Here is an 18,890-nt window from a genome sequence, read left to right on the forward strand (position 1 = left end):
TATTTATTCTTTATGATCATATAAATGCTTTGCACGCAGTCCCACATGCTTGAGCATATCGATGCAGGCATCCTTCTCTTCTTCACTCAGGACACTGATCATCTCATGAATTTCTTTCGCATGGTCTGGGAAGATGTCATCAAGCAAAGCTCGTCCCTGCTCGGTAATATGCGCAAAGGTCACCCTGCGGTCTTCTGCACAAGCCTTACGACTGAGAAGTTCTTTCTTCTCCAATTTATCGACCACATACGTGATGCTGCCGCTTGCAAGTAAAATCTTATCACCGATTTGCTGAAGCGGCTGATCACCTTTATGATACAGCAATTCTAGTACAGCAAATTCAGTTGGATTCAGTCCGTGCTTCACAATATGTTTGTTCATATGATGGTTAATTGAGCGATAGGCACGTGATAATACAATAAATAATTTCAAAGATTTCTCTACATTATAATTTTCCATTTTTTTATCATCCTTTATGAAATGCAACCCACTAATGTGACATTAATAAACAATAAGTAAAATGTCAACATCTTGATCCATCTTTAGCATGAAAATGAGACCAGAACGAATCACCTAATTTTTTAAAAATCACACAAGTCATCGTAATAAAGATAGGTTCAATGCTATAATAAGTCTATTAGGTAATACGTTGGAGCGATGAATGATGAGTATACTGAAAGGGCTTTGGAAGAAGATCAGGCTTTACCTTATTTTGGTCATTATTCCAACCCTAATCATTAGTTATTTTATCTACGAAAGAGAAACTGAAAAAATCGATTTAAAAAACAAACAAACTGCTACACTTATGTTAAATATTCACAAAAACCAAATGAATTATTTAATTAGTGAAACTGAAGCGAGATTAACTTCCCTTGCGATGGGATTTGACCAGCCGCTTGAGACGAAAAAAGTACAAAACATCCTAGACAAAATCTATAAACAAGAACCTCGTTTTTCAGGTCTGTATCTCCTAGATAAAAAAGGAAATGTAACAGCAAGCACGACACCTTTAAAGGAAAAAATCAATCTATCTTTCAGAGATTACTTTAAACGCATTCAAGTGAGCAAGCAGACCGTGATCACAGATAACTATGTGAGTCGAATTACAAAGCAGCGGATTCTCTCCATATGTGTGCCTGTCCTTGATGAAAACGAAGACGTCACCAATGTGCTGGTTGCCGCCATTCAAATTGATTATTTAAGAAATATTATGAATGTATTGAACCCTGATCTTCATTTTAAGATGCTGAATCAAAATGGACATGTCGTGTTTACAAGTGGTCCACAGCTAGTATCCGAAAATGACAGCACCGTGTCTACATATTTAGATGAAAACAGCTGGAAGCTGGAGGTCTTTCCGCAGCGCGCTTCAACAAGTGAAGTGCTATCTGTTATGCTCATCCCTTTATCCAGTGCTTTTATTTTATTAAATATTTTATTCACACTTGTCCAATACATCGTGTTACGGCGGCAAACTCAGCAGGAGCGTCATCAAAACGAAGCGCAAAAGCTTGAATTGATCGGAACCCTCGCAGCAAGTACGGCGCACGAAATTCGCAACCCATTAACAGGGATCAGCGGATTTATCCAGCTCTTGCAAAAGAAATATCATTCTGAAGAAGATCAGCTTTATTTTTCTGTCATCGAGGAAGAAATTAAACGGATCAACCAAATCGTCAGTGAATTTCTTGTATTAGGAAAACCAACGGCAGAAAAATGGCAGAATAACTCTGTCAAAGAAATTGTCAGTGAGATCATGCCGATCGTTTTCTCTGAAGCGAACCTTTATAATGTCGAGGTGGATTTGCAAATTAATACGATTCAAGATGTTGGCGTATATTGCACGAAGGATCATATTAAACAAGTCGTCTTAAATGTAGCGAAGAACTCTTTAGAAGCGATGCCAAACGGCGGTCATTTGAAGATTTTAATTGAGGCTGAAAAAGAACATGTCATCATTAAAGTGAAAGATACGGGTGAAGGCATAACTGAAGAGATGTTAAAGCATATCTTCCTCCCTTTTATTACGTCGAAGGAAAAAGGCACAGGTCTTGGGCTTGTTGTGTGTAAACGAATCATTTCGATGTATGGAGGGACCATTGATATTCAAAGTGAAGTGAATAAAGGAACAACTGTCATTATCACGCTTCCTTCTGCTCACTCAGTATAGCTGAAGAATACAGCCGGTTTTGCTTATGCAAGACCGGTTTTTCATGTCAATAAGAGGGGCGGTTCACAGATAAAAGACTCATTTGAGATACAAGATCATGAAAGGATGCAACAGATTGCTTCTCATGAAAAAGAAGATGCTGATACTCATTCATCAAGTTGTCCAATTCTTGACTATATTTAATTGTCGTCTCACCAGTGTAGCCCTCTACTTGAGCAGCTTCCACCATCTGCTTTCTCTTCTCATCAATGGACATCAGCAATTGTTCTTTCCTTACATAAATATTCATGATCTCAGCTCCCGCAATGATTTCGACTGTCTATGCTCAAAATGATCCGACATCAAAATTATACTTTATTTGTAAATTAAATTAAATATGCTTATTTTATTTAATTTTTTACAGCCTAAAGACCTTTTACCCAATCAAATTTGGGGGTAAACTTCAAATTTGGACAGGACTGACACGTTGATTAAACAGAATTTTATCCTATGCAGAAGATCAAAATCAACTATTTTCTTTCTCATTTTATGTCTATTTCCCTAAAAAAAAGCTGACCTTCCGACTCATACGGAATGATCAGCTCCTTTATTAAACCGTTTCTTCCTCGTAAATTGGCACCCAGCCCTCAGTTGTGACAAATATGCGAACTGCGACCACTTTGCGATCCTCTTGAAGTGTAAAGTAATGACGAATATTTGGCGGAACAGAAATTAAATCGCCCGGGTTGAGTCTTACATCAAAAAAGACGCCGTCCTTGCCTTGAATAGCAAAGATTCCGTGTCCGCTCACAATAAAGCGTACTTCGTCATCTGTATGGTGGTGCTCACGTTTAAAGTTTTGGAGCAAGTCATCAAGATTTGGCGTGGCATCAGATAATGAAATCACATCCTGCGCTTTGTACCCTCTTTTTTCAGATATACTTTGGATTTCTTTTTGAAAAACCGTTAAAATCTCTTCCTTTTCTTCATCGGATAAATCATACTTTTCTGATAAACGGCTTGGCAGTTTTTCAATATCCCAATGTTCATAAATGACCTCTTGGTTTTCTAAATATGCTGCTACCTCTTGCTCGTTCTCAAGTACTGTGTTCTCTTCGTTATGAATCAAAATTGTCGCCATGTGCTTTTCCTCCTTTTTATCTAACAAGCTGCTTTTGATAAAGCTTTAATTTTAAGTGATAGCTAAATAAAAATTCATACGCCTCTAATACTCGTTTTGCTTCAAAGGCCGTTTTTCCCCAAACCGTGATGCCGTGATTGCGAATGAGCACAGCACCTGATGCCGACTCTTCTGTCAGATGTTTTGCAAATTGCTCTGCAAGATGCGGAATATGAGCTGGATTTTCAATAATCGGAATCGACACTTCTGCATCCTCTTCCCAATAACCAAGTGCTTTAATGATTTCATTGCCTTTAAAACGAATCTCACCCTTATCCCCATACAGCTCAGACACCACATTATTATCGATTGTATGGACATGCAGACAGCAGCCTGCTTTCGTCCGCTCATACACATATGTGTGAAGCAATGTTTCAGCAGATGGTCTAAGTGATTCGTTCGGATCGTGAGGCTGGCCTTCCGCATTCACTAACAGAAAATCTTCGTTCGTTTCTTTTCGTTTATCTTTGCCGCTTGCCGTCACCAAAAACGTGGTTGGATCATCCGACACCTTGATCGATAAATTTCCGCTTGTTCCGAAAAACCAGTCTCTTTGTGCCAGTTCACGTTTAACGTCTGCTAGCTCCTGCCAGCGTTTGCTTTTTGCGTCTGCCATTCCTTCACTTCCTTTATTTGAACAAATTGCGTGTGTAAATCAACAAATGTGTCATACTCCTTATGTACGAGCCCAAGCTCTTTACATTCATTGAGCAAGTAATCTCGCGCAAACGTGAGATCCGCATGTTTCGCTGCCTCTACATCGGTCACTGAATCTCCGATCATGATGATGAAGTCATTTTCATGAGTCAGCTCTCGAATGATCGAGGGCTTGCAGCATCCGCAGCCATTTTGACATTGTGAATCACAGGCATGCGGCCATTCAATCTGAATATGTTCTTCCCCAAATGACGCATGGTTGCAAAAAATATCGTCTAGATCAACAAGACCTTCGAGAATGGGGTAGACAAAAAAGTCCATACCGCCGCTAAGTACATAGAAAGGAATGTCTGCTTTTTTTACCTCATCCACAAATTGTTTGAATCCTTCTCGAATCTCCGTATCCTCTAAAATAAATGACTGAATGGCTTCCTTCTGATCGCTCGTCAGTAATTGAAACATCTGCCCGACGCCTTCTTGAATGGTGATCTCCTTTGACAGGACCCCATCCTTCAGCTTCACCCATTCACTTGGTGCAAACTGTTTCATGATACGGATGATATTATCATTTTTCGTAATTGTTCCATCAAAATCGCAACATACAATTGGTTTTTTCATTTATTCTGCTACCCTTCCCCAAAGATCAAGTGCCGCTTTTAAATCTTGGCAAGAAGCTGCCTTATCCTCGATCGACTCTTCATGAATCACTGCATCAATGATCGAACGAAATGCCTTCCCTCCACCGATGGCTCCCCGCGGATGTCCATGAATACCTCCACCTGCGTTAATCACATGATCAAGTCCAAAATCTTTCATCAATACAGGAACCATTCCAGGATGAATGCCTGCTGACGGTACCGGGAATGTTTTTTGAACCGTATCCTCTTTTACGCAAGCTTCGTAGATTCCAAGGGCATGCTTTTTAGCAAGTGCAACCGATCCATAAGGTGAGGGAAAGAGGCTCAAGTCAGCACCAGCATATCGATTTAATTTTCCTAAAAGAAGAGAATGTGAGAATCCATATTCAGGAGAGGATGTCAATGCACCGCTCACTGCGGGATGCGCCATAATAGGCAATGGAATATCTGGGTCCTCAGCTAAGCTTTGCATCACATCAAGCCCGTAGGCAAAGACATTGAATAAGAGCGCATCTGCTCCGAGTTCAGCAGCCTTTCTCGCTCGATCCTTCAGGTCAAAGGTTCTGCCCGTTAAATTGACCGCATACAGCGTTCGGTGCCCTGTCTCTTCATATGTTTCTTTTAAAATCTGTTTTCCTTCTTTGATCCGTTCCTCAAAAGGGGCTAATGGACTTTCAAATAAAATTTCATCGTCTTTAATGAAGTCAACCCCTCCTAATGCCTGTAAACGGAGCTGCTCTTTTAAATCTGCCATATCACGGCCAATGACGCCTTTAAAGATACTCATCAATAATGGACGATCAAACACGTCTACCTTTTTTCGTATGCCATCAATTCCAAATACCGGGCCTGGCAGGCTTTTTTTTAACCCTTCAGAAAATTGGATATCGACTAGCTTCACTTTTCCGTCTAGTGACAGCTTTCCAAAAATCGTCGTGAAAACAGCTGGTAAATCAGCTGAAAAGTTTACCTCAGGATAAGCAATGGTCACCTCTGATTGATATAGACCATTTTCGGCTGGAGCCACCTTCTCTGAAATTCTTTCTACTCGGCCTTTGTGCTTTTGAAGCTGCTCCTTTTTGAGCTGCGGCAAATCCGTCCATGATCCAACTGTTAAACCAAGCGCGATCTGCTCCGCTTTTCGGTTTATTTGTTCATCCTCTCGATGTGTTAATACGTATGTTGCCAGTAATTCACTCACTAGGAATCCCCTTTCGATTGCGTCATGCATATGTTCAATAAAAAAACCTCTTCAAGTGCTTCATCAGCGCCTTAAAGAGGTTGTTTCGTGTAAAATCATCCGAATCTTATCTCTCAGCGCTTGCTGCAAGAATTAGCACCGTGCTTCATGGAAGTCGGTTGCCGGGCTTCATTGGGCTAGTCCCTCTGCCTACTCTTGATAAGAATATTCAATTTTCTTAAATATTGCCTGAATTATCGCACCATTTTTTTATGTTGTCAATGGCTTTTTTTCAAACAGCTTCAGGGCAGCGATGCGCTGAGCGGCTTCTTGTAACCGTTCCTCACTTGTTAAAAGCCCTACTCTCACGTACCCTTCACCGTGAGCACCAAAGCCATTCCCCGGTGCCACGACAACATGTGCTTTCTCTAATAATAAGTCAGAAAAAGCTTCAGACGTATATCCTTCCGGCACCTTTAACCAAGCAAAAAAGGATCCCTTCGGTGCACTGACATCCCAGCCAATTTCCTTGCAGGCAGCAATCCACACATTCCGCCTCTTCTCATATCGATCATTTTGAACCTGTACACACGTTTGATCGCTTAACAAGGCTTCCGCTGCTGCATCTTGAGTTGCTTTAAATAGTGAGACAAACAGATGATCCTGATAAAGCTCAATCGCTTCAATCACAGACCGATTCCCTACTGCAAATCCTACTCTCCAGCCTGCCATATTGTACGTTTTTGACAGTGTGTAAATTTCAATTCCCGTCTCTTTCGCTCCTTCTACTTGCAAAAAACTGATCGGCTTTTCTCCATCAAATCCAATGCCGCCATATGCAAAATCATGGACAACACATAGCTTGTGATCTTTCGCAAACGACACGGTTTCTTCAAAAAATGCACGGTCTGCCGTAGCCCCCGTCGGATTGTTCGGGTAATTTAAGTACATTAACTTTGCCTTTTTCTTATCGTCTTCAGACAGCAAATCGTAGTCAGGTAAAAACCCATTCTTTTCAAGAAGAGGCATGGTCACCATATGAGCCCCAGCAAGCACGGCGCCTGACCAATAATCAGGATATCCAGGATCAGGGACAAGAAGCGTATCACCCGGATTCAGCAGACATTGCGGCAGCTCAACCAGTCCTGCTTTCCCGCCAAATAAAATCGCAATTTCTGTCTTTGGATCAAGCGTGACGCCATATTCTCTTTTATAAAAGGCGGCAGCGGCCTCTTTTAATTTTGCTGTTCCGCGAAATGAAGAGTATTGATGATTTTCAGGCTTTTCTACCGCTTCCTGCATGGCTTTTACAATATGCGGAGGGGTTGGCTGATCAGGATTTCCCTGCCCCAAATTAATGATATCAGCCCCTTCCTGCACTTTTTTTTGTACCTTTTGGACAAGGGATGCAAAAAATTGTTTTGGTAATTGTTTTAACACATCTGATTGCTGGAATTCCATTTCTTCACCTTCTATTCAAGTTACGTGACAATACAATCACTGTAATGGATTGTTTTATGAATTGTAAAGCAATTTTGAAAAAAGATTGACATGTTAAGCGCCGCTCTGATAATATCTTGAATTAAGAAATGCAAACAAACATGAAACAATTACATATTGATTTCTCTTATCGAGAGTTGGGCGAGGGATTTGGCCTTTTGACCCCAACAGCAACCGACCGTTAATACCACTGTGAAGTGGGGCGCAGCAAGTCAAGCGCCAAGACAATTGTCTTATAGGGCACGGTGCTAATTCCATCAGACGTATGTGCTGAGAGATAAGAGAGGCTTTGAGCATACACGCTATCAAGCCTCTTTCTCTCAGGAGAAAGAGGCTTTTTTATATGATTTGGAGGGGAAGCAATTGGTTACACTTACGGCATCATATGAAGAATTAACAGAAAGCTCGGCAGTTGCACTTGCAATTAGACTTGGTTTGATCCAAAAAAGCAGTCATTTGACATGTACTGAAATCGGTGACGGGAATTTAAATTACGTCTTTCATATTTTTGATCACAAACAAGAAAAAGGATTGATCATCAAGCAGGCACTCCCCTATGCAAAGGTGGTTGGGGAGAGCTGGCCGCTTACATTAGACCGCGCAAGAATTGAAAGTGCTGCCCTGATTAAGCAGTCAGAATATGCGCCTCACCTCGTACCAGCGGTCTATTATTCAGATACAGCTCTTGCTGTGACAGCCATGGAGGATCTCTCACACTTAGAAATCGTCAGAAAAGGGCTAATTGCCGGAAAACAATATCCGCATTTATCCGACCATGTTGGAGAATTTTTAGGAAAAACACTTTTTTACACATCTGACTTTGCCACAGACCCTAAAATCAAAAAACAATTTGTGAAGCAATTTACGAACCCTGACCTTTGTGATATCACAGAAAAACTCGTCTTCACAGACCCTTTCTTTAATAGTGAAACAAATGACTTTGAAGAAGAATTAAGAGAATCCGCAGAAGCGCTTTGGGCAGATCTTGACGTGCAAGCCAAAGCAGCAGAACTAAAGCGTATCTTCCTGACATCAGCTGAAACATTGGTGCATGGAGATCTTCATACAGGCAGTATTTTTGCAAGTGAGACTGAAACAAAAATCATTGATCCAGAATTCGCTTTTTACGGTCCATTTGGATTCGATATCGGCCACTTTATCGCTAACCTGTTCCTGAATGCTTTATCTCGTGAAAATGAACACGAGCAGCAGCACCTTTTTGACCATGTCGTCAATGTATGGGCTACATTCAAAGAAGTGTTCACAAAGGCTTGGAAGGAAGACAGCATTGAAGCGTTTAGTGTATCGGACAGCTTTTTAGAAACAACCTTTAACCGTATTTTAAAAGAAGCGACAGGCTTTGCCGGCTGTGAGCTTGTTCGCCGAACAATTGGTCTTGCTCATGCGGCTGACCTTGATGCGATTCCATCACCAACTAGACGGATTCAGCAGAAAAAAGCAGCACTGACGCTCGGAAAAACATTTATCAAACAATATCATGCAGTGGAAACAGCGTCTGACCTCGTCGCATTATTCCAGCCATCTGTAAAGGAGTGACGGGTTTTGTCAAAAGAATTTGAAGTTCCCCGTTCTGTCGAATGGGAAGAAAACTATATTAACATCTTGAATCAACAAAAATTACCGACCGAAACGGTATTTGAGCATTTATATACAAAGGAAGATGTGTATGATGCGATTGTGACTTTAAAAGTACGCGGTGCACCTGCGATTGGCATTACAGCAGCTTTTGGGCTTGCGCTTAGTGCCCAAGCAATTGAGACAGAAGAAATTGATGTTTTTAAACAAGAAGTCATTCGAATCAAAGAATATTTAAACAGTGCTCGTCCAACTGCTGTGAACCTTGCATGGGCATTAGACCGATTGTTGCAGCGCATTGAGCGTGCAGCGTCAGTGAATGCGGCCAAAACAGACCTTGTTCATGAAGCCATTCAAATTCAAATTGAAGATGAAGAAACATGCAGACAAATCGGTCAAAATGCACTGCAGCTCTTTAAATCAGGTGACCGAATCATGACCATTTGTAATGCAGGCTCCATCGCAACGAGCCGGTACGGAACAGCTCTTGCCCCTTTTTATTTAGCCAAAAAGAAAAATCTTAATCTTCACATTTATGCATGCGAAACACGCCCTGTTCTTCAAGGCGCCAGACTGACAACTTGGGAGCTCATGCAAGGAGGCGTAGATGTGACGCTCATTACAGATAACATGGCCGCCCATACGATGAAAGAAAAGCAAATTTCCGCTGTCATTGTTGGAGCTGATCGCATCGCCCGTAATGGAGATACAGCGAATAAAATTGGAACGTTAGGTCTTGCCGTTCTAGCCAAGCATTTTCACATTCCATTTTTTGTAGCAGCACCGCTTTCAACCTTTGATGTATCCACCCTCGACGGGTCAGATATTCCGATTGAAGAGCGCGACCCGCTGGAAGTAAAGGAATTAAACGGTATCCCGATTGCACCACCTGATGTGCAAGTATTCAACCCCGCCTTTGATGTCACTCCTTCCCACCTCATTTCAGGCATCATTACAGAAAAGGGAATTATCACATCTAACTATGCAAAAGAGATTGATGCTCTTTTCGCCGAAAGCATTTCACAATGACAACAAAAAGCGCCGTGTTCTTGTTATTTAAGAGCACCGCGCTTTTTTGTTTCTTGATTTGTTTTTGCTAAAATTTCTTTTTTCTGTGCTTCTGTTAAGACGTTCATTTTGACACATAATGACGTAACAGCATACACTTTAGATTTTTTGCCCCAAAACATGCTAGCGCCCTCCTTTTTCCCTCAACCAACTTTTTTAGCTTAATAAAAGGATATGTCGCTTGACAAACATTTGGAACAGGTCAATCGATTTATTTTTGAACAAATGGGATGCCCTCTAATTCAAGCAGGACCGCTTTCATGTTTGTCTTCGTTCCTGCATAACCCGTCAGAGACCGGTCTTTTCCAATGACTCTGTGACACGGGATAAAAATAGGTAATGCATTGCGTCTATTCGCTTGTCCTATGGCTCTCACAGCCTTTGGATTCCCAATCGCCTCTGCAATGTCTGCATAGCTTTTTGATTCACCGTATGGAATAGCTGATAGTGCTTCCCACACCTGCTCTTGGAACGGAGAACCCGTTTGCTTAAGCGGGAGATCGAATACTTGACGCTCACCCTTGAAATATTCATCCAGCTGCTTTTTCGCTTCTTGTAAAACAGGCGTATCTGCTTTTTCTACATGGGCTGCTTGTGTTTTTGCTAAAAACGGCTCATCATCAAACATCACCTCGATGATGGCACCGTCCTTTTCTAGTATGTATAATGCCCCAATAGGTGCTTGATAGACGGTATAATACACGTTACTGCTCTCCTTCTTGTTTCTGCTGCCTTAATGGCAGCGTAAGATGGAAGACGGTCCCTACGCCTTCCTCACTTTCTACCTCAATGGTTCCTTGATGCTCTTCTATAATTTTATAACTAACCATTAAACCAAGTCCAGTTCCTCTTTCTTTCGTTGTATAAAAGGGTTCACCTAGACGCTTTAGCTTATCCTCAGCCATTCCGCAGCCTTCATCTCTCAGTGAAATGACAATATGCTCCTCACCCTTCCGCTGAATGCTCACATAGACATTTCCTTTGCGCGGCATGACTTCAATTGCATTTTTTAAAATATTAATAAACACCTGTTTTAATTGGTTTTGTTCACAATAAATCAGCGGAATCTCATCCAGCACATTGAGATGCATTTGAACATTGCCGAGATTCGCCTGAGCGTGCAGGAGATCCATCGTGTCTTTCACAATTTGCACGACATTTTTTTCTTCATAAACAATGGCTTGCGGCTTCGCTAAAATCAAAAATTCTGTGATGATGGATTCAATTCTTTTAAGCTCTGATGTGATGACATTGAAATAGAGCGAATACTCCCCTTCTATATTTCCTTTTAACAGCTGAATGAAGCCTTTTAAAGCTGTCATCGGGTTTCTAATTTCATGAGCAATTCCAGCGGCAAGCTCTCCGACCACATGAAGGGTATCTGATTTTCTCACCCGTTCTTCTAATTCCTTCCGCTCTGTCACATCTCTAAAGATTGCTAAATTCATATTATGGATAATGTTTCGTTTAAATGAGAATTCCAATATACGCTGATCTGGATGGTTCAATACAAACGGAACCTCATTGTCCATTTCATCTAATGACATCGCCTGAGCAGGCTCCGCCAAATTTTCAATTTGATACGGCGCAAGGATGTGGAAAAGATTCATTTCCGTTAGATGATCGTCTTTCAATTGGAGCAGCTCGCTTGCAGGTGGATTGACTTCAATGATGCGGTATTGATTATCAAAAAGAACAATGCCATCCATTGAGCCGTTAAATACTTTTCGGAATTTTAGCTCATTTTCGCGCAGCTCCTGCTCCATTCTTTTTCGATCACTTACATTACGTAAAATGGTTAAGTGCTGTCCTTCTAACACCGCATGCTTTGATGTAAACTCAAGCTCTTTAAATTGCCCATTTGCCATTTTGAACAAAAGCTCTTCCCTTATTTCATGATTCCGGAAATACCGTCTTCTCGTTGGCCTATATCTCTTATCAGATTTCACGAGAAAGTCGGTGAGTTTCTTGCCAATCAGTGAGTGCATAGGTAATTCAAAAATTCGGCAGGCTGATTCATTGGCTCTCACAATCTCCCCATCGTCCGCCCATATAATGATAGCATCCATTGCATTTTCGAAAATTTCTCTAAAGCGTTCTTCACTTTTTAACAACTTTTCTTCCATTAACCTTTTTTCTGTAATATCCCGCATGATGGACATATAAAAACCACTCATCACATTTGATGTAATGGTGAGTTCAAATAATTTTTGCTGGCCAGATTGAAGGGTAACAGGAAGCTCCCCTTTTGCTTTCCCTGTTTCTTTAAGTGATATTAAAAGGTGCTGCAAAGCTGGGAGATTTTCTTCTTCGACAAATTCATGTAAATAGCGATCGGTTAAATCCGTCTTTTGCAGCTCAAAGCTCTGACAAAAAGAATGATTGGCATCGATCATGCAGCCATCCTGATCAAAAATGACCATTCCATCGATCGCTCGGTCAAACAAATCTTTGAACAGTTGCTCATTCATGGAGCGTTCTCGTTCTAATATTTTTTTGGAGGAAATGTCTCGCATGACCACAATATATTGCTGATTCACGACGTCATGCTCTGCAACAAATTCAATGTATTTTGTTTCACCACTTTCAAGCTGAATGGAGATTTCTCTTTTTAACGTACCTTTTCGAAAAAAAAGATCGAGTGAACATTCAATTTTATCTTTCGGAATGCCGTATAGGAAATCTAGAACGGATTTATTGAGGAGGTCTTCTTTCGGTGTCTGTACAAGCCTGCATGTTGCTTCGTTGGCTTGGATAATGTTGAGGTGCTGATCAAATATAAAAATAGCATCGAGCGTCTTATTCAACAGCATTTTCTGCTGCATCAACTCAGTACGCAAATATTCGTTCTCTTTTTCTAATTTTCTGATATCTCCATCAGGTGTTAACCTTTTGCCATCGAGCGTTTCAGTCATTCTCTTACACTCCTTTTCCAGCCTCATTCCTCTACAATATTTCTACAATATTTTCATTGTTCCTTCATTCGACTCATAAAAAAAGATATCTTTTTACGTGAAGACTGTCTCTTTTATTTCATTTGAATGACAGGATTGTATAACGGTTCACTTTTCTTACACTTGTTTTACAGCCATTCTACAATTTCAAATCAAATAGCGAATTGAGCCAAAATGTATTTTAGAATGAGGCAAATAAGGGAACAGTGCACTTATAACATTTATGTTTTAAATCAAGCAGGAAAGGTGATGTTATGGCATCCTCAAGAGATAGTTATTTTGATAATGCGAAATTCCTTCTGATTTTTCTAGTTGTTTTTGGTCATTTGTTACGATCATTCATTCATGATAATGATTGGATGCTCTATTTATACAAGTTTATTTATACCTTTCATATGCCCGCCTTTATCTTAGTTTCCGGCTTTTTTGCAAAAGGATTTAGAAAACCGGGCTTTATGAAAAAAGTCGCCGTTAAGCTGATCATCCCATATTTAATTTTCCAGGTGATCTATTCTGTTTACTATTATCTCTTACAGGATCAAAGCATGACCAATTTAAACCCCATTGATCCGCAATGGTCTTTATGGTTCTTAATTAGTTTATTCTTTTGGAATTTGCTCCTCATTCCTTTTTCAAATCTGCCGTTCCACTGGGCAATGATCGTCAGTTTATCGATTGCGTTACTTGTCGGTTATGTGGACAGCATCAGCAATACGCTCAGCTTATCGCGTACGTTTGTCTTTTTGCCTATGTTTTTAGCTGGTTTCTATTTAAAAAAGCAGCACTTTGAATTCATCCGTACAAGCAAAGGAAAACTAGCAGCACTTTTTGTATTGATGGCTGTGTTCTTATTTTGCTATTTCTATGAATTTGATTATTCCTTCTTATTTGGATCAAAGTCATATGCTTCACTTGGGGATGAAGGAATGATTGCGGCAATGAAACGCATGGCATGGTATTTGCTTGCATTTGGGGCTACTTTTAGCTTTTTTGCATTAGTTCCAACACGCCGTTTCTTCTTTACAAAATGGGGCACAAGAACGTTATATGTTTATTTATTACATGGCTTTGTGATCAAACTGCTTAGAACAATTTGGTTTGATGACTGGGCACTAAATGCCGCAAGTGTACTGATTTTATTGCTGCTGACCATTCTGTTAACCTTTACCCTGTCCAGCACCTTTGTCAAAACCGTTGCACAGCCAGTGATTGAGCTCAAAATGACTAATCTCATGCGATCAATCACCGGCAGGCAAAGCAGTTATATCAAATAAAAAACGATCCTCATTGGATCGTTTTTTATTTTCCATTCCGTTTTTCAGTGCGACATTCCGCATCTTTATTTGGCTTCACCAACGTATCAATCCATTTGCTGCTGTTGATATCTCCAAGCTCACTGCCAAATTCCTCTTCTAGAACATCTGGGTCCATCGGCTTTTTATGGTCCTTCATCTCTTTACTCTTTACATGCTTTTTAGTCACGAGATGCACCCCCTTGTTTCCCTTTATGAGAATTTCGGTTTGCCTGACGATCTCTTGAGTGTTCGTCAAATTGGGTTTGTCCTTGATCATGCGCCATGCTTTCTGTCGGAGTCATATTATTTGTTAGTGCTTCGTTTTTCGCTGCTTTTCTTTTCATCTAAAATCAGTCCTTTTTTGACATGTTTAGTTCTTCTCTTAATTGGTCAAACAGTTCCTTCATTTGCTTGACCGTCACTGGCTTTTCCTCAGGTTTTAACTCATAGCCAATTTGTCCATTGGCTTCTAGCGTAGCTTTTTTGAGACTGCTGATGTCCGTGATGCCTTGCTGCTTTAAGCGCATTTTGAATTGATCCCTTGTGAGCCTTGTTTTCTTCAGCTTATGATCAAGCATTTCGCCATCCTGTAAAATCACGACCGATTTGCCTGAAAGCAATTTTTCAAAGAAATCAGATTGAATCGACAGCTTCTCCATAATGACAAGTGCCACAATAAAGATGGTAGCTGCATAAATGGTTTCAAGTAAATTATGTTCAATAAAGGGTTGGATAATAATCGATCCGATTGAAATCATGATCACAGTCTGTTGTACAGTTAATTGACTAATGGATTTAGGCCCTGCTATTCTCAGCAGCAAGGTACCAACTAGCAGCATGACAATTGCTTTCCATAACACATCCAGCACGTCTCGTTCACCTCTTACCTATAGATTGCGAACATCTCATGTGATTTAGCCAGTTAGATAATGGAAATAAAAAAACAGCATTCGCTTGGAATGCTGTTTAGCCGATAATAACGCGCTCTTTCGGATAATGATAATTCGCTTCACTTTCTCTCCGGCCGATTAAATATAAGAAGCTTGGAATGCCGATTCGTCCAATAAACATGACGACCATAATGATACATTTACCAAACACAGAGAGATCGGAAGTAATTCCTAGTGACAGCCCTGTTGTTCCGAATGCAGAGCAAACTTCAAATAAATTTTCAAGAAGTGTATTATGCTCTGTTAAGGATAACAGGAACGTAGCGCCAAATACCAAAATAAAGGCCATCATTGTCACCATAAGGGATTTATTAATATCCGCTTGATGAAGCTCTCTTTTGAAGATTTTAATGGATTTGTTTCCCCTAGCAAAATGAAACAAGGCGAGTAAATTAAGGGCAAACGTGGTTGTCCGTATTCCGCCCCCTACTGAGCTTGGGGAAGCCCCGATAAACATGAGCATACATAAAAATAACAGTGTCGGTTCTGTCAGCTGGGTAATGTCTAATGTAGTCAAACCCCCGCTTCTCGTTGCAGTCGATTGGAACAAGGAATAAAACAAAATTTCGTGCCAGCTTTTCCCTAGAAAGCTGAACCCAGCTTCAAGTGCATATATTCCAATCGCTCCAACGACAACGAGACCGCCGAACGTAATCGTTGTGATTTTGGTGAACAATGAAAACGATGCGTGCTTTCGCTCCTGATTGAATAAATAGTCCTTTACTTCCACAAGCACAGGGAAGCCAATTGCGCCAAAGATGATCAGCAGCATCGTAATAAATTGGACGAAATAATCATCCTTGTAAGGGATAAGCGAGTTTCCTGTAATATCAAAGCCCCCATTGGTTGTCGCACTTATACTCGAGAAGAAGCCATGTAAAAAAGCTCCCTGCACATCGTAATATTTAAGAAAATACATGCTTAAAATGAGACCGCCTATAAACTCAATCAGTAAAATTAAATATAAAACCTGCTTCATTAGTTTCACAATTCCTGATAAGTTGCTTTGGTTTTGATCTGCCATGATCAGCTTTCTTTCTTTAATACCGATTCTTTTTCGCATGACGAGCCATACGAAGGTACCGAGTGTCATAATGCCGATGCCTCCAATTTGCAGGACAAACGCCAGGATCCACATACCGGTCACACTAAATGTTTGGGAAGTATCGACAACAGTCAGTCCTGTGACACTGACAGCACTCACCGCAGTAAATAAGGCATCAATGAATGTCCATTTCACTCCCTCTTGATGAGCTACTGGCAGGCTGAGAAGAATAAGTGATACCGTGACAGCAAGAAAATAATAAAGGGCAATCAGCTGGAACGCCGATAGCCGGTCAATTAGCTTTTTTATAGGATTCATTGTCATTCCTTCTTTTATCTATCTTTTCGAATACTTTATCATTTTAATGAAAAGAGACATGATTTTAAAGCTATTTTATGCTTTATTTTCTTTTTCATCAAAAAGAAAAAGACATCCTCGTGTAGAATGTCTTTTTGTCTTTCTTATTTTGCTTCTAGTCTTCTAATTCTTTCGTTTAAATCAGGGTGTGTTGAGAAAAGAGAAGCTTTTCGTTTACCACTAATTTTTAACGTAGCAACTGCTGCTTGGTCATCATCTTTGATTCTTGACGTGTACGCCTCAAGTGAACGAAGCGCATGAATCATTTTGTCTTTACCTGCAAGGTCGGCTCCACCGCGGTCTGCATGGAATTCACGATGTCTTGAATATGCAAACACGACAAGACTTCCTAGGATAGAGAAAATGATTTGGAAAACAATCACAGCGATAAAGTGAACAACCGGCACAAGCTCTTCACGCGGAACAAAGCGGCTTGCGATCCATGCCGCAATTCTTGAAAGGAAGACAACGAACGTGTTGACGATTCCTTGAAGCAGCGTCATCGTGACCATGTCACCATTCGCAACGTGAGCAACTTCGTGAGCGATAACACCTTCAACTGCTGCATCATCCATTTCATGAAGTAATCCAGTCGACACCGCCACAAGTGATCTTCTTTTAGAAGGTCCTGTTGCAAAAGCATTTACTTCAGATGATTGATAAATACCAACCTCAGGCATTTTAGAAAGGCCTGCTGCTCTTGATAGTCTGTGCACGCGGTCAACAAGCTGCTGCTCATCATATGTTAATGAATCCTTTTCAGGATTTAACACACGAACACCCATCATCATTTTTGCCATCCAGCGAGACATCGCAAGTGACATAAACGAGCCAACAAAACCAACAACTGCACTGAATACAAGAAGATAAAGTATATTAAGTCTTCCGTCTGCTCCTATATAAGAACCAACACCAGTTGCTGCACTAATAACCGACAGTACAATACCAATCGTAGTGATAACAAGAATGTTCGTTAATATAAACAGAAATATTCTTTTACCCATACATAACCTCCGCTGTCATATTAAGTTCAAATGAACTTATTAATAAAATTATAAAAATAAACGTCTCAAATTGCAAGGAAAAAGGAATCATTTTTTCTTTTTATCATAACGGCTTAAGCCCCGTCACTTCAATATTTAAGACATTTTCAACAGCAGAAAAGTGAATAAATTGTGACGCGCCTTCTTGGTTTTTAGTTTATTTTGCATTTTCATCAAAAAGAGATTATGATGTTGAATTAGATCAACAATCACGTTTTAACGTACAAATGAGGTGGAACATGGTTACTTTTAAATTAACGAGAATGGACATGACGAGACTTCTGTATTCTCTAAAAGGAGAGGGAGATCTGACTCCGCTTCAGCTTTTGAATCTATCTGTTAAAAATGATAAGGATCATCACTATGATGAATTAAAAATCCCTTCTTTTTTTGAGAAGCTTGAACGGCGGAAGCAAAAATCAGAGCACGGTCTTTCTACAAATGAAATTGTTGAGCTCGGCAACTTGTGTGAGCTAACGTCTCTTAAATCAACGGCGATTCAAAATTGGATCAAACGTGATATTAAAGATATGATTGGCCATCCAGAGCTTGGCAAGAAGTACTCTATTGATCAGGTCGTTATTTTATTAATTGTCAGGGATTTAAAATCAGTTTTTGACTTTGATGCCATTCGGATGATTTTATCTGCCTTATTTAACACCATTACAGATCGAACAGATGATATTATTAGTCCAATCCGTTTTTATGAAGCATATGCGCATGTCCTTGATTTTATTTATCACCATACGCAATTTCCATTAAAGGAAACAAACTTACGAGAAATGACCGAGGAGCAGACAGACAAGCTCTATGAAGAGTTTACAGAATTGACGCAGAACCAATGGAATTTGATTAAAGGTATTATCAGCTCCACCGTCTTCTCTGTGTTCACTTCTCACTTGCAAAGTACAGCACAGGAAATGATGTTTAATACGCTGCAGCTGAATAAAGGTTAAATAAAACCCGAGGTGATGAGATCACCTCGGGTTTTTTTGTACAGCAATTGCCAGCATAATTGCACGCCGTTTTTTTCAAAATAAGGAGGCGTAGCAAACATGAGGTGAAAGGAGGAAAATGAACATGGCAAATCGAAATCAACTTCTTGTTCCTGGAGTAGAACAAGCTTTAGACCAATTTAAATACGAGATCGCTCAAGAATTTGGCGTCACTCTCGGTTCAGATACAGTCGCACGTGCAAACGGTTCTGTTGGCGGTGAAATCACAAAAAGACTCGTTCAACAGGCTCAATCACAAATGGGCAATCCATCTAAATAAAGA

General features: G+C 40.3%; 21 protein-coding genes and 2 riboswitches. Of the genes, 6 read left to right on the forward strand and 15 right to left on the reverse strand.

Annotated features, from left to right (window positions below; genetic code table 11):
• Window positions 1-3 precede the first annotated feature (3 nt).
• Window positions 4-459, reverse strand: coding sequence for a MarR family transcriptional regulator MhqR (gene mhqR, locus AKG37_RS13605; protein ID WP_058337420.1), 456 nt, complete (start codon window positions 457-459; stop codon window positions 4-6).
• Window positions 460-664: 205 nt separating this feature from the next.
• Between mhqR and AKG37_RS13610 the strand changes: the two genes are divergently transcribed.
• The gene (locus tag AKG37_RS13610) at window positions 665-2,170 is read left to right on the forward strand and encodes an ATP-binding protein (RefSeq protein ID WP_060699280.1); all 1,506 of its coding nucleotides are present in this window, start codon (window positions 665-667) and stop codon (window positions 2,168-2,170) included.
• Between the two features lie 46 nt (window positions 2,171-2,216).
• Here the strand turns inward: AKG37_RS13610 and AKG37_RS13615 are convergent, their stop codons facing one another.
• From AKG37_RS13615 to AKG37_RS13640, 6 genes are all read right to left on the reverse strand, one after another.
• Window positions 2,217-2,459 carry an aspartyl-phosphate phosphatase Spo0E family protein gene (locus AKG37_RS13615; protein ID WP_060699281.1) on the reverse strand — a complete coding sequence of 81 codons (243 nt, stop codon included), beginning with the start codon at window positions 2,457-2,459 and terminating at the stop codon, window positions 2,217-2,219.
• 300 nt (window positions 2,460-2,759) lie between these two features.
• Complete coding sequence (locus tag AKG37_RS13620) at window positions 2,760-3,290, reverse strand: 1,2-dihydroxy-3-keto-5-methylthiopentene dioxygenase (protein ID WP_060699282.1); 531 nt, start codon at window positions 3,288-3,290, stop codon at window positions 2,760-2,762.
• 16 nt (window positions 3,291-3,306) lie between these two features.
• Window positions 3,307-3,945: a methylthioribulose 1-phosphate dehydratase gene (locus tag AKG37_RS13625; protein ID WP_060699283.1), complete on the reverse strand. Its 639-nt coding sequence runs from the start codon at window positions 3,943-3,945 to the stop codon at window positions 3,307-3,309.
• The gene (locus tag AKG37_RS13630; protein WP_060699284.1) at window positions 3,909-4,604 is read right to left on the reverse strand and encodes a 2-hydroxy-3-keto-5-methylthiopentenyl-1-phosphate phosphatase; all 696 of its coding nucleotides are present in this window, start codon (window positions 4,602-4,604) and stop codon (window positions 3,909-3,911) included. Before AKG37_RS13630 ends, AKG37_RS13625 begins: the two co-directional genes overlap by 37 nt.
• Window positions 4,605-5,825 carry a 2,3-diketo-5-methylthiopentyl-1-phosphate enolase gene (gene mtnW / locus AKG37_RS13635; protein ID WP_060699285.1) on the reverse strand — a complete coding sequence of 407 codons (1,221 nt, stop codon included), beginning with the start codon at window positions 5,823-5,825 and terminating at the stop codon, window positions 4,605-4,607. It lies immediately after the preceding gene.
• A 103-nt stretch (window positions 5,826-5,928) separates the two neighbouring features.
• Window positions 5,929-6,030: riboswitch (SAM riboswitch) on the reverse strand.
• 44 nt (window positions 6,031-6,074) lie between these two features.
• Complete coding sequence (locus AKG37_RS13640; protein ID WP_060699286.1) at window positions 6,075-7,265, reverse strand: pyridoxal phosphate-dependent aminotransferase; 1,191 nt, start codon at window positions 7,263-7,265, stop codon at window positions 6,075-6,077.
• Between the two features lie 164 nt (window positions 7,266-7,429).
• Window positions 7,430-7,587, forward strand: a riboswitch (SAM riboswitch).
• Window positions 7,588-7,667: 80 nt separating this feature from the next.
• Here AKG37_RS13640 and mtnK point away from each other — a divergent pair.
• Both mtnK and mtnA read left to right on the forward strand, forming a co-directional pair.
• A complete protein-coding gene (gene mtnK, locus AKG37_RS13645; RefSeq protein ID WP_060699287.1) occupies window positions 7,668-8,861 on the forward strand; it encodes an S-methyl-5-thioribose kinase in 1,194 nt (397 codons plus the stop codon).
• A 6-nt stretch (window positions 8,862-8,867) separates the two neighbouring features.
• Window positions 8,868-9,929, forward strand: a complete 1,062-nt coding sequence (mtnA, locus tag AKG37_RS13650) for an S-methyl-5-thioribose-1-phosphate isomerase (RefSeq protein ID WP_060699288.1) — start codon at window positions 8,868-8,870, stop codon at window positions 9,927-9,929.
• Between the two features lie 23 nt (window positions 9,930-9,952).
• Here the strand turns inward: mtnA and AKG37_RS19025 are convergent, their stop codons facing one another.
• The 3 genes from AKG37_RS19025 to AKG37_RS13660 form a co-directional block, all read right to left on the reverse strand.
• The gene (locus AKG37_RS19025; protein ID WP_162838483.1) at window positions 9,953-10,090 is read right to left on the reverse strand and encodes a hypothetical protein; all 138 of its coding nucleotides are present in this window, start codon (window positions 10,088-10,090) and stop codon (window positions 9,953-9,955) included.
• Between the two features lie 89 nt (window positions 10,091-10,179).
• On the reverse strand, window positions 10,180-10,671 hold the full coding sequence (locus AKG37_RS13655; RefSeq protein ID WP_060699289.1) for a methylated-DNA--[protein]-cysteine S-methyltransferase: 492 nt from the start codon (window positions 10,669-10,671) through the stop codon (window positions 10,180-10,182).
• A 1-nt stretch (window position 10,672) separates the two neighbouring features.
• Window positions 10,673-12,883 (reverse strand): PAS domain-containing sensor histidine kinase, encoded by a 2,211-nt coding sequence (locus AKG37_RS13660; RefSeq protein ID WP_060699290.1) that lies wholly within the window; start codon window positions 12,881-12,883, stop codon window positions 10,673-10,675.
• A gap of 293 nt (window positions 12,884-13,176) precedes the next feature.
• Between AKG37_RS13660 and AKG37_RS13665 the strand changes: the two genes are divergently transcribed.
• Window positions 13,177-14,196: an acyltransferase family protein gene (locus AKG37_RS13665; RefSeq protein WP_060699291.1), complete on the forward strand. Its 1,020-nt coding sequence runs from the start codon at window positions 13,177-13,179 to the stop codon at window positions 14,194-14,196.
• Between the two features lie 25 nt (window positions 14,197-14,221).
• Here AKG37_RS13665 and AKG37_RS13670 read toward each other — a convergent pair whose 3' ends face one another.
• The 5 genes from AKG37_RS13670 to htpX form a co-directional block, all read right to left on the reverse strand.
• Window positions 14,222-14,404 carry a hypothetical protein gene (locus tag AKG37_RS13670; protein WP_060699292.1) on the reverse strand — a complete coding sequence of 61 codons (183 nt, stop codon included), beginning with the start codon at window positions 14,402-14,404 and terminating at the stop codon, window positions 14,222-14,224.
• The gene (locus AKG37_RS19030; RefSeq protein WP_162838484.1) at window positions 14,397-14,561 is read right to left on the reverse strand and encodes a hypothetical protein; all 165 of its coding nucleotides are present in this window, start codon (window positions 14,559-14,561) and stop codon (window positions 14,397-14,399) included. Before AKG37_RS19030 ends, AKG37_RS13670 begins: the two co-directional genes overlap by 8 nt.
• 6 nt (window positions 14,562-14,567) lie before the next feature.
• Window positions 14,568-15,086 (reverse strand): DUF421 domain-containing protein, encoded by a 519-nt coding sequence (locus AKG37_RS13675; protein WP_060699293.1) that lies wholly within the window; start codon window positions 15,084-15,086, stop codon window positions 14,568-14,570.
• 97 nt (window positions 15,087-15,183) lie between these two features.
• Complete coding sequence (locus AKG37_RS13680) at window positions 15,184-16,530, reverse strand: TrkH family potassium uptake protein (RefSeq protein WP_078061024.1); 1,347 nt, start codon at window positions 16,528-16,530, stop codon at window positions 15,184-15,186.
• Window positions 16,531-16,673: 143 nt separating this feature from the next.
• Complete coding sequence (htpX, locus tag AKG37_RS13685) at window positions 16,674-17,573, reverse strand: protease HtpX (RefSeq protein WP_056704857.1); 900 nt, start codon at window positions 17,571-17,573, stop codon at window positions 16,674-16,676.
• Window positions 17,574-17,851: 278 nt separating this feature from the next.
• Here htpX and AKG37_RS13690 point away from each other — a divergent pair, with 278 nt between their 5' ends.
• Together AKG37_RS13690 and AKG37_RS13695 are read left to right on the forward strand one after the other, a co-directional pair.
• Entirely contained in the window at window positions 17,852-18,568 is a 717-nt protein-coding gene (locus tag AKG37_RS13690; protein ID WP_060699295.1) for a DUF1836 domain-containing protein, read from the forward strand.
• Window positions 18,569-18,692: 124 nt separating this feature from the next.
• Window positions 18,693-18,887 (forward strand): alpha/beta-type small acid-soluble spore protein, encoded by a 195-nt coding sequence (locus AKG37_RS13695; RefSeq protein WP_060699296.1) that lies wholly within the window; start codon window positions 18,693-18,695, stop codon window positions 18,885-18,887.
• The last annotated feature ends 3 nt before the right edge of the window (window positions 18,888-18,890 follow it).

The sequence above is a fragment of the Bacillus australimaris genome (genome assembly GCF_001307105.1).
Taxonomy (GTDB): domain Bacteria; phylum Bacillota; class Bacilli; order Bacillales; family Bacillaceae; genus Bacillus; species Bacillus australimaris.